Source organism: Bacillota bacterium (genome assembly GCA_023511455.1).
GTDB lineage: Bacteria > Armatimonadota > HRBIN16 > HRBIN16 > HRBIN16 > HRBIN16.
In genome coordinates this window covers 38,372-53,788 of record JAIMBJ010000025.1, presented here as the reverse complement: position 1 = coordinate 53,788, position 15,417 = coordinate 38,372, and the positions used below count along the sequence as shown (strand labels likewise).

General features: G+C 60.9%; 11 protein-coding genes and 1 pseudogene. 7 read left to right on the top strand and 5 right to left on the bottom strand.

Annotation, left to right across the window (positions count from 1 at the left end; translation table 11 throughout):
- The 3 genes from K6U75_12695 to K6U75_12685 all read left to right on the top strand — a co-directional run.
- Window positions 1-1,330 (top strand): hypothetical protein (locus tag K6U75_12695; protein ID MCL6475897.1); only part of this gene is annotated, 1,330 nt, incomplete at its 5' end.
- Between the two features lie 24 nt (window positions 1,331-1,354).
- Window positions 1,355-3,562: a hypothetical protein gene (locus K6U75_12690; GenBank protein ID MCL6475896.1), complete on the top strand. Its 2,208-nt coding sequence runs from the start codon at window positions 1,355-1,357 to the stop codon at window positions 3,560-3,562.
- Between the two features lie 136 nt (window positions 3,563-3,698).
- Window positions 3,699-4,862, top strand: a complete 1,164-nt coding sequence (locus K6U75_12685) for a Gfo/Idh/MocA family oxidoreductase (GenBank protein ID MCL6475895.1) — start codon at window positions 3,699-3,701, stop codon at window positions 4,860-4,862.
- Between the two features lie 31 nt (window positions 4,863-4,893).
- Here K6U75_12685 and K6U75_12680 read toward each other — a convergent pair.
- The 5 genes and pseudogenes from K6U75_12680 to K6U75_12660 form a co-directional block, all read right to left on the bottom strand.
- Window positions 4,894-5,324 (bottom strand): annotated as a pseudogene (locus K6U75_12680) (putative toxin-antitoxin system toxin component, PIN family).
- The gene (locus K6U75_12675; protein MCL6475894.1) at window positions 5,314-5,535 is read right to left on the bottom strand and encodes a hypothetical protein; all 222 of its coding nucleotides are present in this window, start codon (window positions 5,533-5,535) and stop codon (window positions 5,314-5,316) included. The pseudogene K6U75_12680 and the gene K6U75_12675 overlap by 11 nt, the downstream one beginning before the upstream one ends.
- 52 nt (window positions 5,536-5,587) lie before the next feature.
- Complete coding sequence (locus tag K6U75_12670; GenBank protein MCL6475893.1) at window positions 5,588-7,114, bottom strand: CehA/McbA family metallohydrolase; 1,527 nt, start codon at window positions 7,112-7,114, stop codon at window positions 5,588-5,590.
- Window positions 7,115-8,077 (bottom strand): hypothetical protein, encoded by a 963-nt coding sequence (locus K6U75_12665; protein ID MCL6475892.1) that lies wholly within the window; start codon window positions 8,075-8,077, stop codon window positions 7,115-7,117. It lies immediately after the preceding gene.
- Between the two features lie 17 nt (window positions 8,078-8,094).
- A complete protein-coding gene (locus K6U75_12660; GenBank protein MCL6475891.1) occupies window positions 8,095-9,207 on the bottom strand; it encodes a purple acid phosphatase in 1,113 nt (370 codons plus the stop codon).
- A 117-nt stretch (window positions 9,208-9,324) separates the two neighbouring features.
- Here K6U75_12660 and K6U75_12655 point away from each other — a divergent pair, with 117 nt between their 5' ends.
- The 4 genes from K6U75_12655 to K6U75_12640 all read left to right on the top strand — a co-directional run bounded on the left by K6U75_12655 (window position 9,325) and on the right by K6U75_12640 (window position 15,408).
- Entirely contained in the window at window positions 9,325-11,526 is a 2,202-nt protein-coding gene (locus tag K6U75_12655) for a glycoside hydrolase family 9 protein (GenBank protein MCL6475890.1), read from the top strand.
- A gap of 16 nt (window positions 11,527-11,542) precedes the next feature.
- Window positions 11,543-12,814: a Gfo/Idh/MocA family oxidoreductase gene (locus K6U75_12650; GenBank protein ID MCL6475889.1), complete on the top strand. Its 1,272-nt coding sequence runs from the start codon at window positions 11,543-11,545 to the stop codon at window positions 12,812-12,814.
- A gap of 175 nt (window positions 12,815-12,989) precedes the next feature.
- Complete coding sequence (locus K6U75_12645; GenBank protein MCL6475888.1) at window positions 12,990-14,258, top strand: Gfo/Idh/MocA family oxidoreductase; 1,269 nt, start codon at window positions 12,990-12,992, stop codon at window positions 14,256-14,258.
- Window positions 14,259-14,280: 22 nt separating this feature from the next.
- A complete protein-coding gene (locus tag K6U75_12640; GenBank protein ID MCL6475887.1) occupies window positions 14,281-15,408 on the top strand; it encodes a hypothetical protein in 1,128 nt (375 codons plus the stop codon).
- Window positions 15,409-15,417 lie beyond the last annotated feature (9 nt).

Below are 15,417 nucleotides of genomic sequence, written 5' to 3'. Positions count from 1 at the left end.
CACCTACATCCATTTTGCGCTCTTCCCCGATACACCCGGTAAAGAGGAGGCACTGCAGGGCGCACGGTGGACACTACAACACTACCCGGTGGATAAGGTTTTCCGCCCTCGCATGAACAGCCTGCGCACCGACATCACCATCGAGGACGGCAGAGCGGTGGAGCCATTGCCTCTGCACGAATCACCCCGCGACAATGAGTTCCAGTGGAAAGGTGACCCGTACGCGCTGGACGGCTGGCTGAGCCGACCGCTGCTGAGCGTGGCGGTCGCGCCGGAGGACGAAAACGTGTGGTTTGCGCTGGAAGAGAACGGTATCATCTACCGCACGCGCGATGCAGGGAAGACCTGGCGCAAGCTCCCCACCCTTCCTCCCGAAAAGGCGCACCTGATTGCGGCGGGCAAACGGGTAGGGCATCTCTACGCCGCCGCCGGTAGCGCACTTTACCAGACGTTGAATGGGGGGCAGACATGGGCGAAACTACCCCTCCCCGCCACTGCAGGCACCATCCGGCAGGTGTTTCTCTCTCACAGGAACCCAAACGTGCTTTATGCCGTGGCAGAGCAGGGGGTCTATCGCAGCCGGGACGATGGCGAGGAGTGGACGGGACACCGCTGGGAGTGCCTGACGGAGGATGTACCACCTGCTCGACAGCGGCTGTTTGCCGTCTCCGAAAGCGAGCCAGTGCGAGTCTACGCTCTGCTGGATGGGGTGTTATGGAGCAAACAGCCGCCAGACAAATCCTGGCAGAAGGGTGCAACCGTCGGGCTGGAGGACAACGCCCCACCTTTGCCGTTACTGGTAGCGGATGCGAAACGCAGCGGATGGGTGTATGCCGCCTTCCGCGTCAACTACGGCGTGTTCCAGGGTAGCGTGCTGTGCCAGAGCGACGACGCCGGGCGCACGCATTCGCACGAAGCGCAGACCCTTTATCGGCGGATGCGCGAGGAGGGACCGCAGGGGCTGATGCGCGACATTGTACCAGCAACCCTGCGCTCGCTGGCGGTGGATAACACACATGATGGGGTGCTTTGGGCGCATACCGACAAAGGAGTCATGCGGCTGGAGCCTTCGTCAAAACGCTGGCAGATGGCTCACGAAGGGCTGGACATTCCGCTGGTGTATGCGGTGTTCGTGCCTTATGGCAGCAAGAGGGTCTTCTGTTCCTCCCCAGCCGGACTGTACGTTCTGGAGCCGGGCAGATCTCGCTGGCAAAGCGCGAATCTGGTGCTCATCTTCGAGGAGAACACGCAGCGCGAGGTGGGCAGCGCGGACTATCTGGAGGCGTACTGGCGGGGGCGATACTTCGGTTTCCTGAACGAGACAGACTGACAACCCTTGTAAGGAGGAGCAATGATGAGGAACCTGTTCGCGAGAAGATTTCGGCTGGGGCTGTTGACGGCAATGCTTCTCACCTCAACAGTCATCTTGCCGCGTGCCAGCGCATTTTCGGGCGAAGACATTTTGCGCGGCAACCCCTGGTACCATCAGCTGCTGACCGAGAGAGCGGCGAGTGCCTGCGGTTTCTCCGAAGCCGCCATCGGTTCCCTGAAATGGCACGCCGACTACATCGACTCTTACGCCTACAACCCGCTCTGGTGGGCTGACGGTGGACTGAGCCGCCTCAAGGTGTCGCTGGCCACCTATGATGAGCTGGCGAAGCTCCACTTCGATGACCTGTTCTCCACCGCGCAGGTGGAGGCAAACTGGCGGCGTATTCTGGCAGGCACGTTGCTCGGCTTGCTGTGGGCAAAGGAGCAAGACGATGTCTCCGCCGCGCAAAACATTCTGGGGGTTTCACTACACGCCATTCAGGACTTCTACGCGCACTCCAACTGGGTGGATGACCCCAACCGGCGCAACCGTACCTGGTTTGAGGTACCGCCCGAAGAGCGCAAACGGATGAGCCTCTGGACCGGCGCATACGAGAAGCCGCTCCAGCTGGGTATCAAACCGCACGGCAAGATCGAACCCGCAGCGACGCTGTTGAAGATGTCGGGAGTGGCAGACATCATGCCGCTGGTGTGTTCGCCGTTCTCGCCACTGAGTAATAGCGGACTGTGTGAGCAGTGGAAAAACGTAAAGGACGGCAAAGCGGTGCAGCCACAGGTGCTTGGGGTGCGTGTACCCGATAATTTCGTCTATCTCTCCCCACCGGGCATCGCGCTGGACAACCGCTGGGTGGCAAACATCGCCGTACAGGTTCGTGGGGTTACCGACGTCACGGGCGAACAGCTGTTCGAAATCGCGCTGGCGCTGGCGGAGCGCACCTCGGTGCAGTGGCTCACCATTCTGGAAGAGAAGATGAACGCGCTGGGAGCAGGGGAGTTCTGGCAGCGGGTGAAGACCACCGGCTTCGCCGAATCGGAACGCACCAAACAGTATGAGCATTACCACAGGCTTCCCTACACGTTCCTGAGCGCGGGGATGTATCCCACACCCGCCGTGCGCCCTGCTGGAGATAACCAGTTCTTCCTGCGCCTGCGCCTGAAGACCGCTTCACAGACGGGTTCCGGCACCGATGCCGACATCCTGCTGGAGGCTCGAGGGCAACGGTTCCTGCTGGACTACATGCCGCGAGCCAATCCCGTACTCGCTGTGAACGACTTCGAAGCGGGCGATGATATGGTGTATGTGGTGGGACCGTTTGGCATCCTCCCCGACAGCATCACGTTGCGCAACGACGCCGCCGATGCCGAAGAGGTGGCTCGTGCGCTGGGCAGGGCGTTTGTCGATGGCATCGAGTGGGTGATTTCCAATGCGCGCACCTTCCTGCTGAGCCTCATCGGCGGTAACGCCGACCACGTGGCGAGCAACAAAAAGGTATGGACGGCAGAGGAGCTTGCACGGGTCGGTGCGAACGGCACGGAGTTCTCCATCTACCTGAACGGCGGCGGCGAGGGCAAGTACACCGTATACGGCACCATCCGTAAAGTGCGCGAAGGGAGCGACGCGCGCGGAGAGTGGGCGGAGTATCGTGTCAGCCTCGACCGGCTGTACTGTAACGCCGAAAGCGAGTGGGACCGGGGCAGCAACTCGGATGAACCCTTTGTGCTCGCGCTGCTGGTACCCCTGCCCGGCGAGGTGCAGAAGCACCGTGCCGGACCTTACAACGATGTGGACGACAAGGAGACGCGCAACATCGGACATGTGTTCCAGACGGTGCGCATCCCGAAGGGTTCGGGTATGCTGAGCCTTGCGCTCTCGCTTTGGGAGAGCGACGACGAAAGCGCATCCGACCGCGACAACCTGCTGAATAAATTCGCCGGAGAGACCAGCACGAAAACGGAGGTGCCCCGTCGCGGTTTTCTGGATGCACTTGGCGCGGCGATTGCCGCCGACTGGCGTCTGGCGCATATCGAAGTGTACGCCTTCTCGCGCGTTGACAGTTTGCGCAGCGGTAAGGTGCTGGACCAGCCGGTGAACGCATGGGTGAAGGGCGGCAAGAGCATCACCTTCCGTTTGAATACCTCCGCCGTGCGCGACTGGCGGGTGGCTCCCGCCGATCTGGAACGGCTACCCGTGCGCCTGCCGGTGATTGTCCCGCCGCGGCTGGAGCGGTAACGGCGGAGGTTGTGCAGCGGCTCGGCGGGAACATCGCCCTCCAGATGGTGCGGGCAGTCAGGCGCACATCGGCAGGAAACCCATGTCCACCCTGCCGAATTGCGTCGACGTCGACTTTGACATGGAGGGGAAGAACATGGCAGAGAAGGTAACACTGGCGATTGTCGGTTGTGGCGGTATCGCGGGTGCGCACCGCGAGGGGCTGCGAAAGCTCTGGGAGGCGGGTATCCGTGATTTCGAGGTCATTGCAACAGTGGATATCGACCGCGCCCGCGCCGAGAAGATGGCGGACCAGGTGGCAGAGTTTCAGGGCAAGCGTCCCACGCCATATCAGCAGCTGGAGGAGATGCTGCAGACCGAGAAGAGCCTGCAGGCGGTGGACATCTGCTCCGTGCACCGCAACCATCACACCCTGGCGATCCCGTGCTTTGAGGCGGGCAAGCATGTGACCATAGAAAAGCCGCTGGCATTGACCCTGAAAGCCGGGCGACAGATGCTGGCAGCAGCCGAGAAGGCAGGCACGGTCTTTCAGGTGGCGGAGAACTACCGGCGCGCGCCGGAACATCGCGCCATCCACTGGGCAGTGCGGCAGGGCGACATTGGCGAGATACGCATGGTCTTCTGGCTGGATGTGGGCGAACGGTTGTGGTACTGGACATGGCGGGAGCACCGCTTCGAGGCGGGTGGCGGATGGGTACTGGACGGCGGGGTGCATTTCGCCGACCTGTTCCGCTACCATGTGGGCGAGGTGGATACCGTCGCGGCGCGTACACACGCCTTCCATCCCTATCGCTACGGCAAGCCCGAAACGCTGGAAGACCCCATTCCGGTGGACGTGGAAGACACCGTGATGGCAACGCTCACCTTCGAGAACGGCGCGATGGGGCAGTGGACGTCGGTCTCCGCCGCGCCGGGCAAGGGCTTCAGCCAGCGCATACTATACGGTGAGCATGGCTCCATCGACTTCGGCAGCGGGCTAAAAACGCGCTCCGGACGGGAGGAAACCCTGCAGGAGATGGTGGCTCGCTTCCGCAAAGCCATCGGTGAAGACGGCTGGGAGCAGATGTTCCCCAAAGGCGTTACCGACACCATCGCCACCGAGCTGTGGGAGTTCATTCAGGCGGTGCAGGGCAAGATGCAGGTGGAGATCGACGGCGTAGAAGGCTACAAGGACGAAGCCATCTGCATGGCGCTGTACGAGTCCAGCTGGCTGAACGGAAGCACGGTTGCGGTGGCGGACGTGGAAGCCGGAGCCATTGCCAACTATCAGCGCGATTTGGACGAGGCGTTGGGGCTTTAAGCGTGGTAGGTCTCATTGGCACGGGCAAGGGCTAATTGCCCGTGCCAGTTAGTGGGTGTTCGACAAATTGCCTTGGCGTCATAATCTTTACACCGCGAAAAGAACGCAAAGCTAGCAGGTCGTCATCGCCAGTGACGATGCAAAAAGCGTTGCCGCTCACAGCCAATTCCAGAAACATGTTGTCTTTTGGATCACGGCATACATCTAACCTTTCTGCTATTTCAACCCACTCTCCGTGCCGAACAAACGCGCTGACGAACTCCATGCGCTCTTCTTCGGTGACGTAAATCTCGAAGCCCTTTCGCCCAAGACAGAATTTAACTCCTCCACAGTATCCCGCGAGACCAGCAGTTTTCCATATTGCAGCGCTTTGTCGAGAGACTGGCGAGCTACCGAACGTCTGAGCAAAAGCGCGCTCACCAAAACATTGGTGTCGAAGACAAAACGCAGGTCACTCTGCATTCAGTAGGGACTCCAGAATCTCTGGCGTCAAGCCACGTTGCTCTGCTTTTCGACCGATCTCGTCCATGATTTCTGGGAGCGAGCGAGTTGAAAAGAGATACTCTCGTAACCAGAGGCTGAGAAGGAACTGCAGCTTTGCCTGCATGTCTTCAGAAGCCTCTGCATAAAGCTTCGCCGTGTTTGCATCCACAGGGATATTGATAGTGCTCATCATGCATCCCCCTTGACCATGATACCACAGTCACCGCTCGCTCCACCACTCTTTAACTTCTGAACTCCTCATGCATCCGTCGGTGGATGGCTTCTATCGCCTCGCGGAAGGGGCGTTCCAGATAGGCGAAATGGTCGTCTTCCCCATGGTGGTGTGTCACGTGATGCGATGGATGGTGTGCCGCCTTCTCGCGGATGTAGGCGAGACCGCCTTCTATCAGCGTGAGCATGTATTGCGCCGTCCCGCGGTCAAAGAGACTCCAGCGGTCGCCACAGGCGATGTAAATGGGGGATGTGTGTGCGAACACGCCCCTGCGCCAGACATCAAAGTGGGGCACCGCGGTGTAGTTGGGTCCGGCACAGCGTGCTGCCATCCAGGTGTTACCCGTCACACGCAGTCTGGTCTTCAGTTGCAGGCGATTGGCTCCTTTCGGCTCGTCCACGGATGCCACTACCTGCCCCTGCTGTACAATCTGCAGCGTGTGGATGGGGAAGATGGACTCGGCAACGGCTTCTACCTCCACCATGCCGCCGCCCGATGGCAGCCTTAGTGTGTCGCCGATTTGCGCATCTTCCACGCTAAAATGGATGAGCGCGCCACCGCTGAGGAACGTCCTGCCCGCACGCACCGCTTTGCACCAGTTCTCGTAGGTGAACTCCTCCTCGGGCGGGATGTAAGCGTAGGTGCGGTACTGCCCTACCGCCACCTCGCTGCTCATCTTGTCGGTCCCACCCACCAGGGGCAGGCGATAGCCGCAGTTCAGGTAACGGTAATACTCACGGTGCTGGAAGTTATCGAAACCGATCATCTCCAGTGCATCCGCTCTGCCGGTGGCGATTAACACCGCCGGTTCGCCGTTAGGAAACGGGAAGTGGGGAATGATGACCGTGCCTCCCTGCTCATGACAGCGGTCTGCCCAGTGCGCCAGCGTCTCTTCCAGTGTGCCTCCCAGCTCCGCTTCGTCGGGTCCAGCAGTACACCAGGGCATTACCGCTCGCTTCAGCCCCCACAGGATAAGGTGCCCCAGCACGTGCTGACGGTTCTCCTGCGAGCAATAGACGATGGTGCGCCCCCTGTTGCTCACCGTCGGCTCGCCGATGAAATCCTCTGTGTTGGTGAAGAGATGTCCCCACTGCGACTGCAACAGGTTCACCACGTTCAGGTCCTCGCCCTGCGCTTCGAGATGCGCCCCCTGTGTGCCCAGAAAATGCACATGCGAGTCGCCGCTGAACCATCGCCGCGCGTTCATATCCGTCCATCGTTTGAGGCGCAGTGTCAGCTCCCGTTGACCCGGAGCGATGTACACGCGGCTACGCAGTGGCTCGTACTCATAGCCCCGTGCGATGTCTACCAGCACCTCCCCACGCGGCAGCCAGCCCTGACAGGTTCCGTCGATGTAGGCGTAGGTAATCTGCCCCAAGCGCAGGTCGCCGCCCACGTCCACATGCCAGGTGTTCAGATTGGAGTTCACATGGTCATGGTGCCCGTGTGGTTGATAAGGGATACCTTCCGGCGAGCGGAAGTGCACCCGGCAGGGCACGGGCTTGCCTGTTGCATCGTCCACCACCGTCACGTGCACCTAGTTCTTGCCCCTGTCCACCACCTCCAGCTGCACGCGCGGTGTCTCTGCGCGCCCCGTCCGTTGCAGTTCGCCCCAATTTGCGCTGCCCAGAGGCTCTTCACCGTTTTTCACCGTCACCGTCGCCGAGGGGATGGCGGCGATTTCCACGTATGCCGGGCTGTTGGTTGTGTTTTGCTCCTCGCCCCAGCCTTTGAGCGGCGCGCGGAGGAACTCTTCAGGGGGTGCCTGTGGCAGAGCGTACACATAGGTCGCCACGCCCCGGTCCACGTCCACCTGCAGCGCGAAAGGTTGTCGCGCGTCTTCCTCACGGCGCAGAGTAATCTTGACCGGTACTCGCCCTGTGCGCACAAACGGATACTCCTCAACCTGTCCCAACGTGATGGCAGCGATGAGAAACTTGCGGTCGCCCGGCTCGATGCGTATCGCCTGAATGGGCTTTTCGGGATGGGGGTTCTGCCACGCCCACAGGTAATAGCTGTGCGGATGTCCCGCCAGCGCTTCCGTCTGTCGCAATCCCATACTGTCCCAACGTCCCTCCGCACGTGGCATCAGACTATCTTTCATGTCAGGATACGCGAGGAAAGGCTGTGTCCCCCAGGGCGCTGGTGCGCTGGCGATTTCGAACCGCTCGCGAATGGGCACGCGCACCTCTTCACCGTCCTCATAGCAAAACACGTAGTGGGCAATCACTCGCCCGACGGGTTCCCCCTCGAAGAGACGCGATTCCAGCAGGACGTGCGCGAAAATCACATGACGCGCCGTGTTGCCGATGGGTATAGAACGCGCACTCCGCAGCTCCGGCGTGCCGAAGCCGAGAAAGCACCTCTCGGGGGAGCTCCCGATGCGAAACGGGAGACCGTGAAAGGTCTGCTCGCCCAGCAAAGGCGCAGGCATACTCTCGTAGAACGCAACGCCCACGTTCGCCTGCGCCGTCAGGTCCACAGGAATGTAGTCGGACATTGTGCCAGCACCCTCCTTTAGCGCACGATTTCGAACCGTTCCAGAAGACTGTTATCCTCCGTACGATGGCATTCTACCCGCAGTGATTTGTCGGAAACAGTGATGCGCAGGTACTGGTAGCATTTCTCGCGTTTGGCAGTGAAGGCTGGTTGTTCGGGGGTCAGATCGTACAGCGACTTGCCGCCGCCCCCGCTGGTGACGTAGATGACGCCCTGCCCTCGCCGGTAGCGGTTCGGATGGCGCACCACAGGCTTGCCGCCCAGCAGAGGGTAGGTGCGCTCGTAATTGTGGTGATGTCCAAGCAGCACCAAATCTGGGCGGTATTTGTCGAACAGCGGTTGCAGTACCGCGATGCGCGCGGTGTCGTTCAGGCGCCTGACGGTGGAGCTATACAGCGGGTGATGCATCGCCACGATAACCCAGCGCACTGTGGAGTCGCGTCGGGCTTCACGGAGTTCCCTTTCGAACCAGCGCAGCTGCTCCGCATCACGGAAGTCCTGCGAGTTGAACAGGATGAAGCGGGTGTTGCCGTAGTCGAAGCGGTAGTACAGCTCCTTCTCGGGCAGAGCAAACCGAGCCAGATAGGTCGCAAAGCGGATGTCACGCTCGTCTTCGTGGTTGCCGGGACATACCATCACAGGCACTTGTGATGCCAGCGGTTCCAGCAGTTCGAACCAGTCGTCCCAGATGGGCTGGTTGCCGTTGGCGTAGGAGAGGTCGCCCATGATGAGGTGAAAAGCCGGCTTTTCTCCTGCCAGCACGCGACGCACGTTCTGCTTCGCAGCGGGAGTCACGCCGTGGTCGGCAAAAGCGGTGAACACGAAGCGGGCAGGGGGCGCTGCCGGAGCGGTTCGGAAGGTGTGTGCCTCGCTCCATCCCTTGCCAGCGTCGCCCACACGGTAGGAGTAAGTAGCACCCGGATTCAGGTTGCACAGGGTAACCTGATAGAGCGGACCCGTTTCCTGTGCGTAGCGAATCCGTCGCGCCGCAGCGGTTTGCGACAACGCACCGCCCTCGCCGTAATGCACCGTTGGCTGCGATAGCGGCTCCCGGCTCTGCCAGGTGATACTCATGGTGGTTTTTGGGTCATCGCTCCAGGACAACCGTAGCTGCCAGACCGGTGATTGCATCGGTAGTTTCACCCCCTTATCTTTTCATTCGACGGCTCTGACTGCCTCTCCTTTAGACAGTTTGGGGCGCAGGAAAACGGCTTCCTCTGGCGAAGAATAAACCGGAGGCACGGAAAGATGCGGTGGATTCTTGCGTTGATGGTGTGGATTGTTGTGGTGGCAGGGTGTGCGCAATCCGAGTCTATCAGGGCACCTCAGCGTGTTACTGCCATTGTGGACACGCTTTCCCCGCCTGCCTATTCGGACGGGTACCAGTTTGCGAACGGGGGATGTGTCGTTGCGAACGTGAACGGACAGGTACCGGTGGTGCAGGTGGACGGACAGCCTGCTATTCAGGTGCGGGTTGCCGGTACAGGGGGCAACTGGGGCATCGGTCTGGCGCGACGAGGCTGGGTGCGCTGGTATCTGGACGACTACCTGCCGGACGGTGTGATGGAGTTCGAAGTAAAGGGCGAGGCTGGCGGTGAGGCGTTTCGCATCGGTTTTGCCGACTCGGACCGGGATAGCGCGGGACCAGACACCGATGTCAACGCGGTCGTGCCTATCTCTCGCTATGTCCGGGTATCTACCAACTGGCAAAAGGTGCGTATTCCCATCGCCGACCTTGTTCGTGATTCTTCAGGGGTGGAACTGGACGACTGCATCAAGGTGGTCGTGCTCAACGAAGGTGAGGCGCGCCCGATGACCTTCTATCTTCGGCAGATTCGCTTCGTCACCACGTCGCCCGAACGGCAACATCCGCCCATCAAGGTGAATCAACTGGGCTACCTGCCGCGCATGGTAAAGATTGCCAAAATCAGTGCGCCAGTGAAACGGTTTCGTGTGGTGGAAGCGGATTCGGGCAAGGTAGTCTACGAGGGCGCAGCGCGCCTGGTTAAGGAGAACGACCCGGTGTCGGGCGATACAGTTTACGAGGCGGATTTCAGCGCGCTCAGGCAGCCGGGCAAGTACCGCATCGAGGCGGAGGGCATGGAACCTTCGCCAGCTTTTGAAATCCGTGAGGGCATCTACGACAGGCTCTTCGTGGACGCGGTGCGTTTCTATTACCTGCAACGCTGCAACATCGAGCTCACGAAACAATATGCGGGTGACTATGCCCGTCCACTCTGTCACCTCGGAGACAAGCAGGCGGTAACGCGCGAGGGCAAGGACCCGCGCGATGTCACTGGCGGCTGGCATGACGCGGGCGACTGCAACAAATATCCTCCGTGGGTGCGCCATGCACTGTTCTTCATGCTCGACCTGTACGACCTGAAGCCGGAAGCGTTTACCGATGGGCAGCTGAACATTCCCGAATCGGGTAACGGCATTCCAGATATTCTGGACGAAGCGGCATGGGAGCTCGACTGGCTACTGAAGATGCAGATTCGCGAGGGCGCGCAGGCAGGGGCGGTGTATGACCGTCTGCACGAGAGCGCAGCACCCCGACGGCAGACCACCGAGTGGCTGCAGGAGGAACGCCGCCTGCTCCCCCCCACGCAGGAGGCAACGGCGGTATGCGCTGCCGTATGGGCTCGCGCGGCGCGCACCTTTGCCACCATACCCGCCCTGCGTGCGAAGGCGCAGCGTTATCTGGAGGCGGCAAGACTGGCGTGGAGGCGTCTTTTCGCCGATGGGGCGAAGCCTGAACATCTGCTGACAGCCGCGGCACCGTTGTGGGATACCACCGGTGAGGAGGAGTACCGAAAGGCCGCGGAGCGCGCGCTGGACGAATTACTGCGTGAACGGCGACAGATGGCAGTCGCGGACACGCTGATGTGGGCGGTGTATGACTGCTCGGTAGGCGTGCTGGCGCTTTCACAGCGAGAAGGTGGCGGACTGCGCCAGAAAGCACGTGCCTACTGGCTGGAGCTGGCAGACCGCGCCGTGCAAGCGTGGCGAACGGATGCCCATTCCGTGCCGCTTTGGAACTCTGACCATTACTGCTGGAGCTCCAACCAGATTATCGCCAAGATGGGCTACTACACCCTGCTGGCGAATCGGTTCGTCCCGAAGGAGGAGTATGTCCGGTTGGCGGAGGACGCTTTGCACTACTTGCTGGGCAGAAACGCAGTAGCCACCAGCATGGTGACAGGGTACGGTTCGCGCGTCACGACGATTTACCACACCATTTATGGACGCTCGGCTGCGGCAAGACTGCCCACTCCACCCGGCGTCGTGCCCGGAGGGGTCAACCAGTGGGAGTCGCGCGGAATCTCCGCCTATCCATCGAAGCATTTCCGTCCAGACCCGAACAACTGGACTCTAACGGAGCCTGCTATTTACTACAATGCCCCACTGGTCTTTCTGGCGGGCTACTTCTCGGCGATACATCGCTGATACAGGAGGTGTTACCATGCAGCATAATCGCCATCTCTCACGACGACAGTTCCTGAAGAGCGCAGGGGCTACTGTCATCACTGCCAGCGCACTGGGCTGGAACTACGCCTGGGCACAGGGTAGCGACCGTATTCGGGTGGGCCTTATCGGCTGCGGCGGACGCGGTACGGGCGCCGCGCGTGACGCCGCCAGTGCTGCCGAGGGCGTGGAAATCTGGGCGCTGGGTGACCTATTCCAGGACAGGCTGGACAATTGCCGCCGGTCGCTGGCGAACCTGGGCAATAAAATGAAGGTGACCGACAGCAGGTGCTTTGTGGGCTTTGATGCCTACAAGCGCGTGATAGACAGCGGCGTGGACTACGTGCTGCTCGCCACCCCGCCCGGTTTTCGCCCGATCCACTTTCAGGCAGCGGTGGAAGCAGGCAAGCATGTGTTTATGGAGAAACCCGTCGCCGTTTGCCCCGAAGGCGTGCGGATGATCATCGCGGCAGCGAAACAGGCGGAACAGAAGAAGCTGGGGGTGGTCGCCGGTACGCAGTACCGCCACCATCCGGGATACATCGAGACCATCCAACGCATCCACGGTGGTTCCATCGGCAAGGTGGTGGCGGCGTATGCCTACTACCTGACCGGCGGGCTGTGGAAGTGGGACCGCCAGCCCGGCATGAGCGATATCGAGTGGCAAATCCGCAACTGGCTGTACTTCACCTGGCTGTCCGGCGACCACATCGTGGAACAGTTCGTGCATAACATCGACGTCATGAACTGGGTGATGGGCTCGCCGCCGGAGCGGTGTATCGGCATGGGCGGGCGGCAGGTGCGCACCGACCCGGCATACGGTCACATCTATGACCACTTCGCCATCGAGTACGTGTATCCCAACGGCGCACGGGTCACCGCCATGTGCCGACAAATGGACGGTTGCCTGAACCGGGTGACCAATCAGGTCATCGGCACCGAAGGGCAGGCGAAACTGGAGGGGTTCGACACCTTCTGGGTGCGCGGCAAGGAGAACTGGCGCTGGGAGGGGCGGGCTAACCCCTATGTGCAGGAACACGCCGACCTGATAGCCAGCGTGCGCGCGGGCAAGCCGATTAACGAAGGTGTGCAGGTCGCTGAAAGCACACTGACCGCCATCATGGGACGCATGGCGGCATACACCGGTCAGGAGGTCACGTGGGAGTTTGCACTGAAAGAGTCGAAGCTGAACCTGGTGCGCAACGTGACCGCTTTCGGTGAGATGCCGGTAGATGAGGTGGCAATGCCGGGCAAGACGCCGCTGGTGTGAGGAGGCTTTGACCAGTTGGGCCCGGTTGCGCCACCCTGTGCGCTGGCGAATGGGTATGGAGATTCTTCGCGTTGCTCAGAATGACATGTCGCTGTCATGCTGAGCAATAGCGAAGCATCTCGTTGCCTTGCACAGACAAAGCGTTCGAACAGATTTAATCCTTAAGGAGGCGATGATGATGAAACGCAGAAACGTCACCCGCAGGGACTTCCTGAAAACCTCGCTGGGCGCTGGCACGGTAGCGCTGGCGTCGGGTGTGCTGGGCTGGAACTACGCCTGGGCGCAGGGTAGTGACCGCATCCGGGTCGGCGTCATCGGATGTGGTGGGCGCGGCACCGGAGCTGCCCGTGATGCCGTCAACGCCGCGCCCAACGTGGAAATCTGGGCACTGGGCGACCTGTTCCAGGACCGTGCGGAAGGCGCGTTCAATAGCCTGCAGAACCTTGGCGACCGCTTTAAGGTCACCCGTGAGCGCGTCTTCTGGGGCTTCGACAACTACCTGAAAGTCATCCACAGCGGCGTGGATATGGTCATACTGGCAGAGCCGCCGGGCTTTCGCCCCATTCATTTCAAAGCGGCGGTGGAGGCGGGCAAGCACGTGTTTATGGAGAAGCCCGTCGCCGTCTGCCCCACTGGGGTGCGTATGGTGCTGGAAGCCGCCAATCTGGCAAAGCAAAAGGGGCTGGGCGTGGTGGCTGGTACGCAGCGCAGGCACCAGAAAGGCTACATTGAGACCATCAAGCGCATCCATGACGGAGCGATTGGCAAAATCGTGGCGGCGCAGTGCTACTGGAACCAGGGCGGTTTGTGGAAGTGGGACAGGCAGCCGGGCATGAGCGATATCGAGTGGCAAATTCGCAACTGGCTGTACTTCACCTGGCTGTCCGGCGACCACATTGTGGAACAGCACATCCACAACCTGGACGTCATCAACTGGGTACTGCAAGCCTATCCCGTGAAGTGCATTGGCATGGGCGGGCGGCAGGTGCGCACTGACCCGGCATACGGTCACATCTACGACCACTTCGCCATCGAGTATGAGTATCCGGGAGGTGTGCGCGTGCTGAGCATGTGCCGGCAGATTGACGGCTGTGCTAACCGCGTGGGTGAATACGTCATCGGCACGGAGGGCGTGTCCGACCCTGCTGGCTGGATTCGCGGCAAGGTTCAGTGGCGCAACGAGGGCGGCAATAACCCCTACGTGCAGGAGCATACCGACCTCATCAACAGCATCCGCGAAGGCAAGCCGCTGAACGAGGGTGAGCAGGTCGCGCTGAGCACGCTGACCGCCATTATGGGACGGATGGCGGCATACACCGGACAGGAGGTGACGTGGCACTTCGCGCTGAAGGAGTCCAAACTGAACCTGGTTAAGAACCTGACCCAGTTCGGCGATATGCCGGTGGATGAGGTAGCAATGCCGGGCAAGACGCCGCTGATTTAACGCGGAGAGTCTTTACAACAGCATGGCGGCATTACCGATATTCTTTTCGCAGGTGGTGGGGCATGAGATGGCGTTGCGCCTGCTGCGCCGGACGATTGCCTCTGGAGAGGTGGCGCACGCCTACCTGTTGACTGGGGCGGCAGGGGTGGGCAAACATACGGTCGCCCATGCCTTTGCCGCCGCGCTTGCCTGTCTTTACCCCTCGCTGGAGGGAGAAGCCTGCGGAGAGTGTGAGAGCTGCCGTCGTCTGATGCGCGGGTCGCACCCCGAAATCCATACCATAGCCCCTTACTCCGAGCAGACGCTTATCTGGCAGCTCTGGGATGGGCACAGCGTGCCGCGCGAGGCAAAAGCGCATCAGGTGGGGGTTATCGGGCGCACGATCAACTTTGCTCCGCAATTTGGCAGGCGGATAGTGTATATCTTCACACGCGCCGAAACGCTCACTGAAGCCGCTGCGAACAGCCTGCTGAAGACCATCGAGGAACCACCGCCATACGCCGTGTTTCTGCTGCTCGCGCCGATGCCAGAGGATGTGATTGAGACCATCCGCTCCCGCTGCCAGTGGGTGCCGCTTTATCCTGTGCAGACATCTGTGATCGCTGATTGGCTCATCACCCAGCACGGGGTGGAGCCGTCGCTGGCTCAGCGGGGCGCGCTGTTGTCGCAGGGGTGCCCCGGCAGAGCCTGGTCGTTCGCCACACAACCGCAGGCGATGAAGCTGTGGGACTCTTTGGCAGACCTGGCGTATGCGGTGGCAACGGAACCGCACGGCACAGCCCCGGCACTGGTGCTTGCGGAACGGTTACGCGCACTCGCCAGCATCGATATCTCTCTCCATGAGAAAGATGGCGGCGACGCCGAACCCTCCAGCAAAACCAAAGCCCCCTCTCGCGGCGCGCTGCTGCTAGCGATGGATGCGCTGTGCGCGTGGTTCCGCGATGCGCTGTGGATGGCGTGCGGGGGAGAGACCAGCGGCGTTGTTTATCAGGGGGATGAACCGCGATTGCGGCGCGCCGCCACCGCAATGGGTGTACAGCGGTTGATGCGAACACTGGAAACCATCCTGGACATGCGCCGCGCAGTGGAAGGCAACGCCAACGTGCAGCTGGCTAGCGAAGTGTTGATGATGCGACTGCTTTCCCCCTGAGCAGGTATA

Coding starts and splice junctions, on each gene's coding strand:
- K6U75_12690 (MCL6475896.1), top strand. CDS start 1,355: ATGAGGAACCTGTTCGCGAGAAGATTTCGGCTGGGGCTGTTGACGGCA.
- K6U75_12685 (MCL6475895.1), top strand. CDS start 3,699: ATGGCAGAGAAGGTAACACTGGCGATTGTCGGTTGTGGCGGTATCGCG.
- K6U75_12675 (MCL6475894.1), bottom strand. CDS start 5,535: ATGAGCACTATCAATATCCCTGTGGATGCAAACACGGCGAAGCTTTAT.
- K6U75_12665 (MCL6475892.1), bottom strand. CDS start 8,077: ATGTCCGACTACATTCCTGTGGACCTGACGGCGCAGGCGAACGTGGGC.
- K6U75_12660 (MCL6475891.1), bottom strand. CDS start 9,207: ATGCAATCACCGGTCTGGCAGCTACGGTTGTCCTGGAGCGATGACCCA.
- K6U75_12655 (MCL6475890.1), top strand. CDS start 9,325: ATGCGGTGGATTCTTGCGTTGATGGTGTGGATTGTTGTGGTGGCAGGG.
- K6U75_12650 (MCL6475889.1), top strand. CDS start 11,543: ATGCAGCATAATCGCCATCTCTCACGACGACAGTTCCTGAAGAGCGCA.
- K6U75_12645 (MCL6475888.1), top strand. CDS start 12,990: ATGATGAAACGCAGAAACGTCACCCGCAGGGACTTCCTGAAAACCTCG.
- K6U75_12640 (MCL6475887.1), top strand. CDS start 14,281: ATGGCGGCATTACCGATATTCTTTTCGCAGGTGGTGGGGCATGAGATG.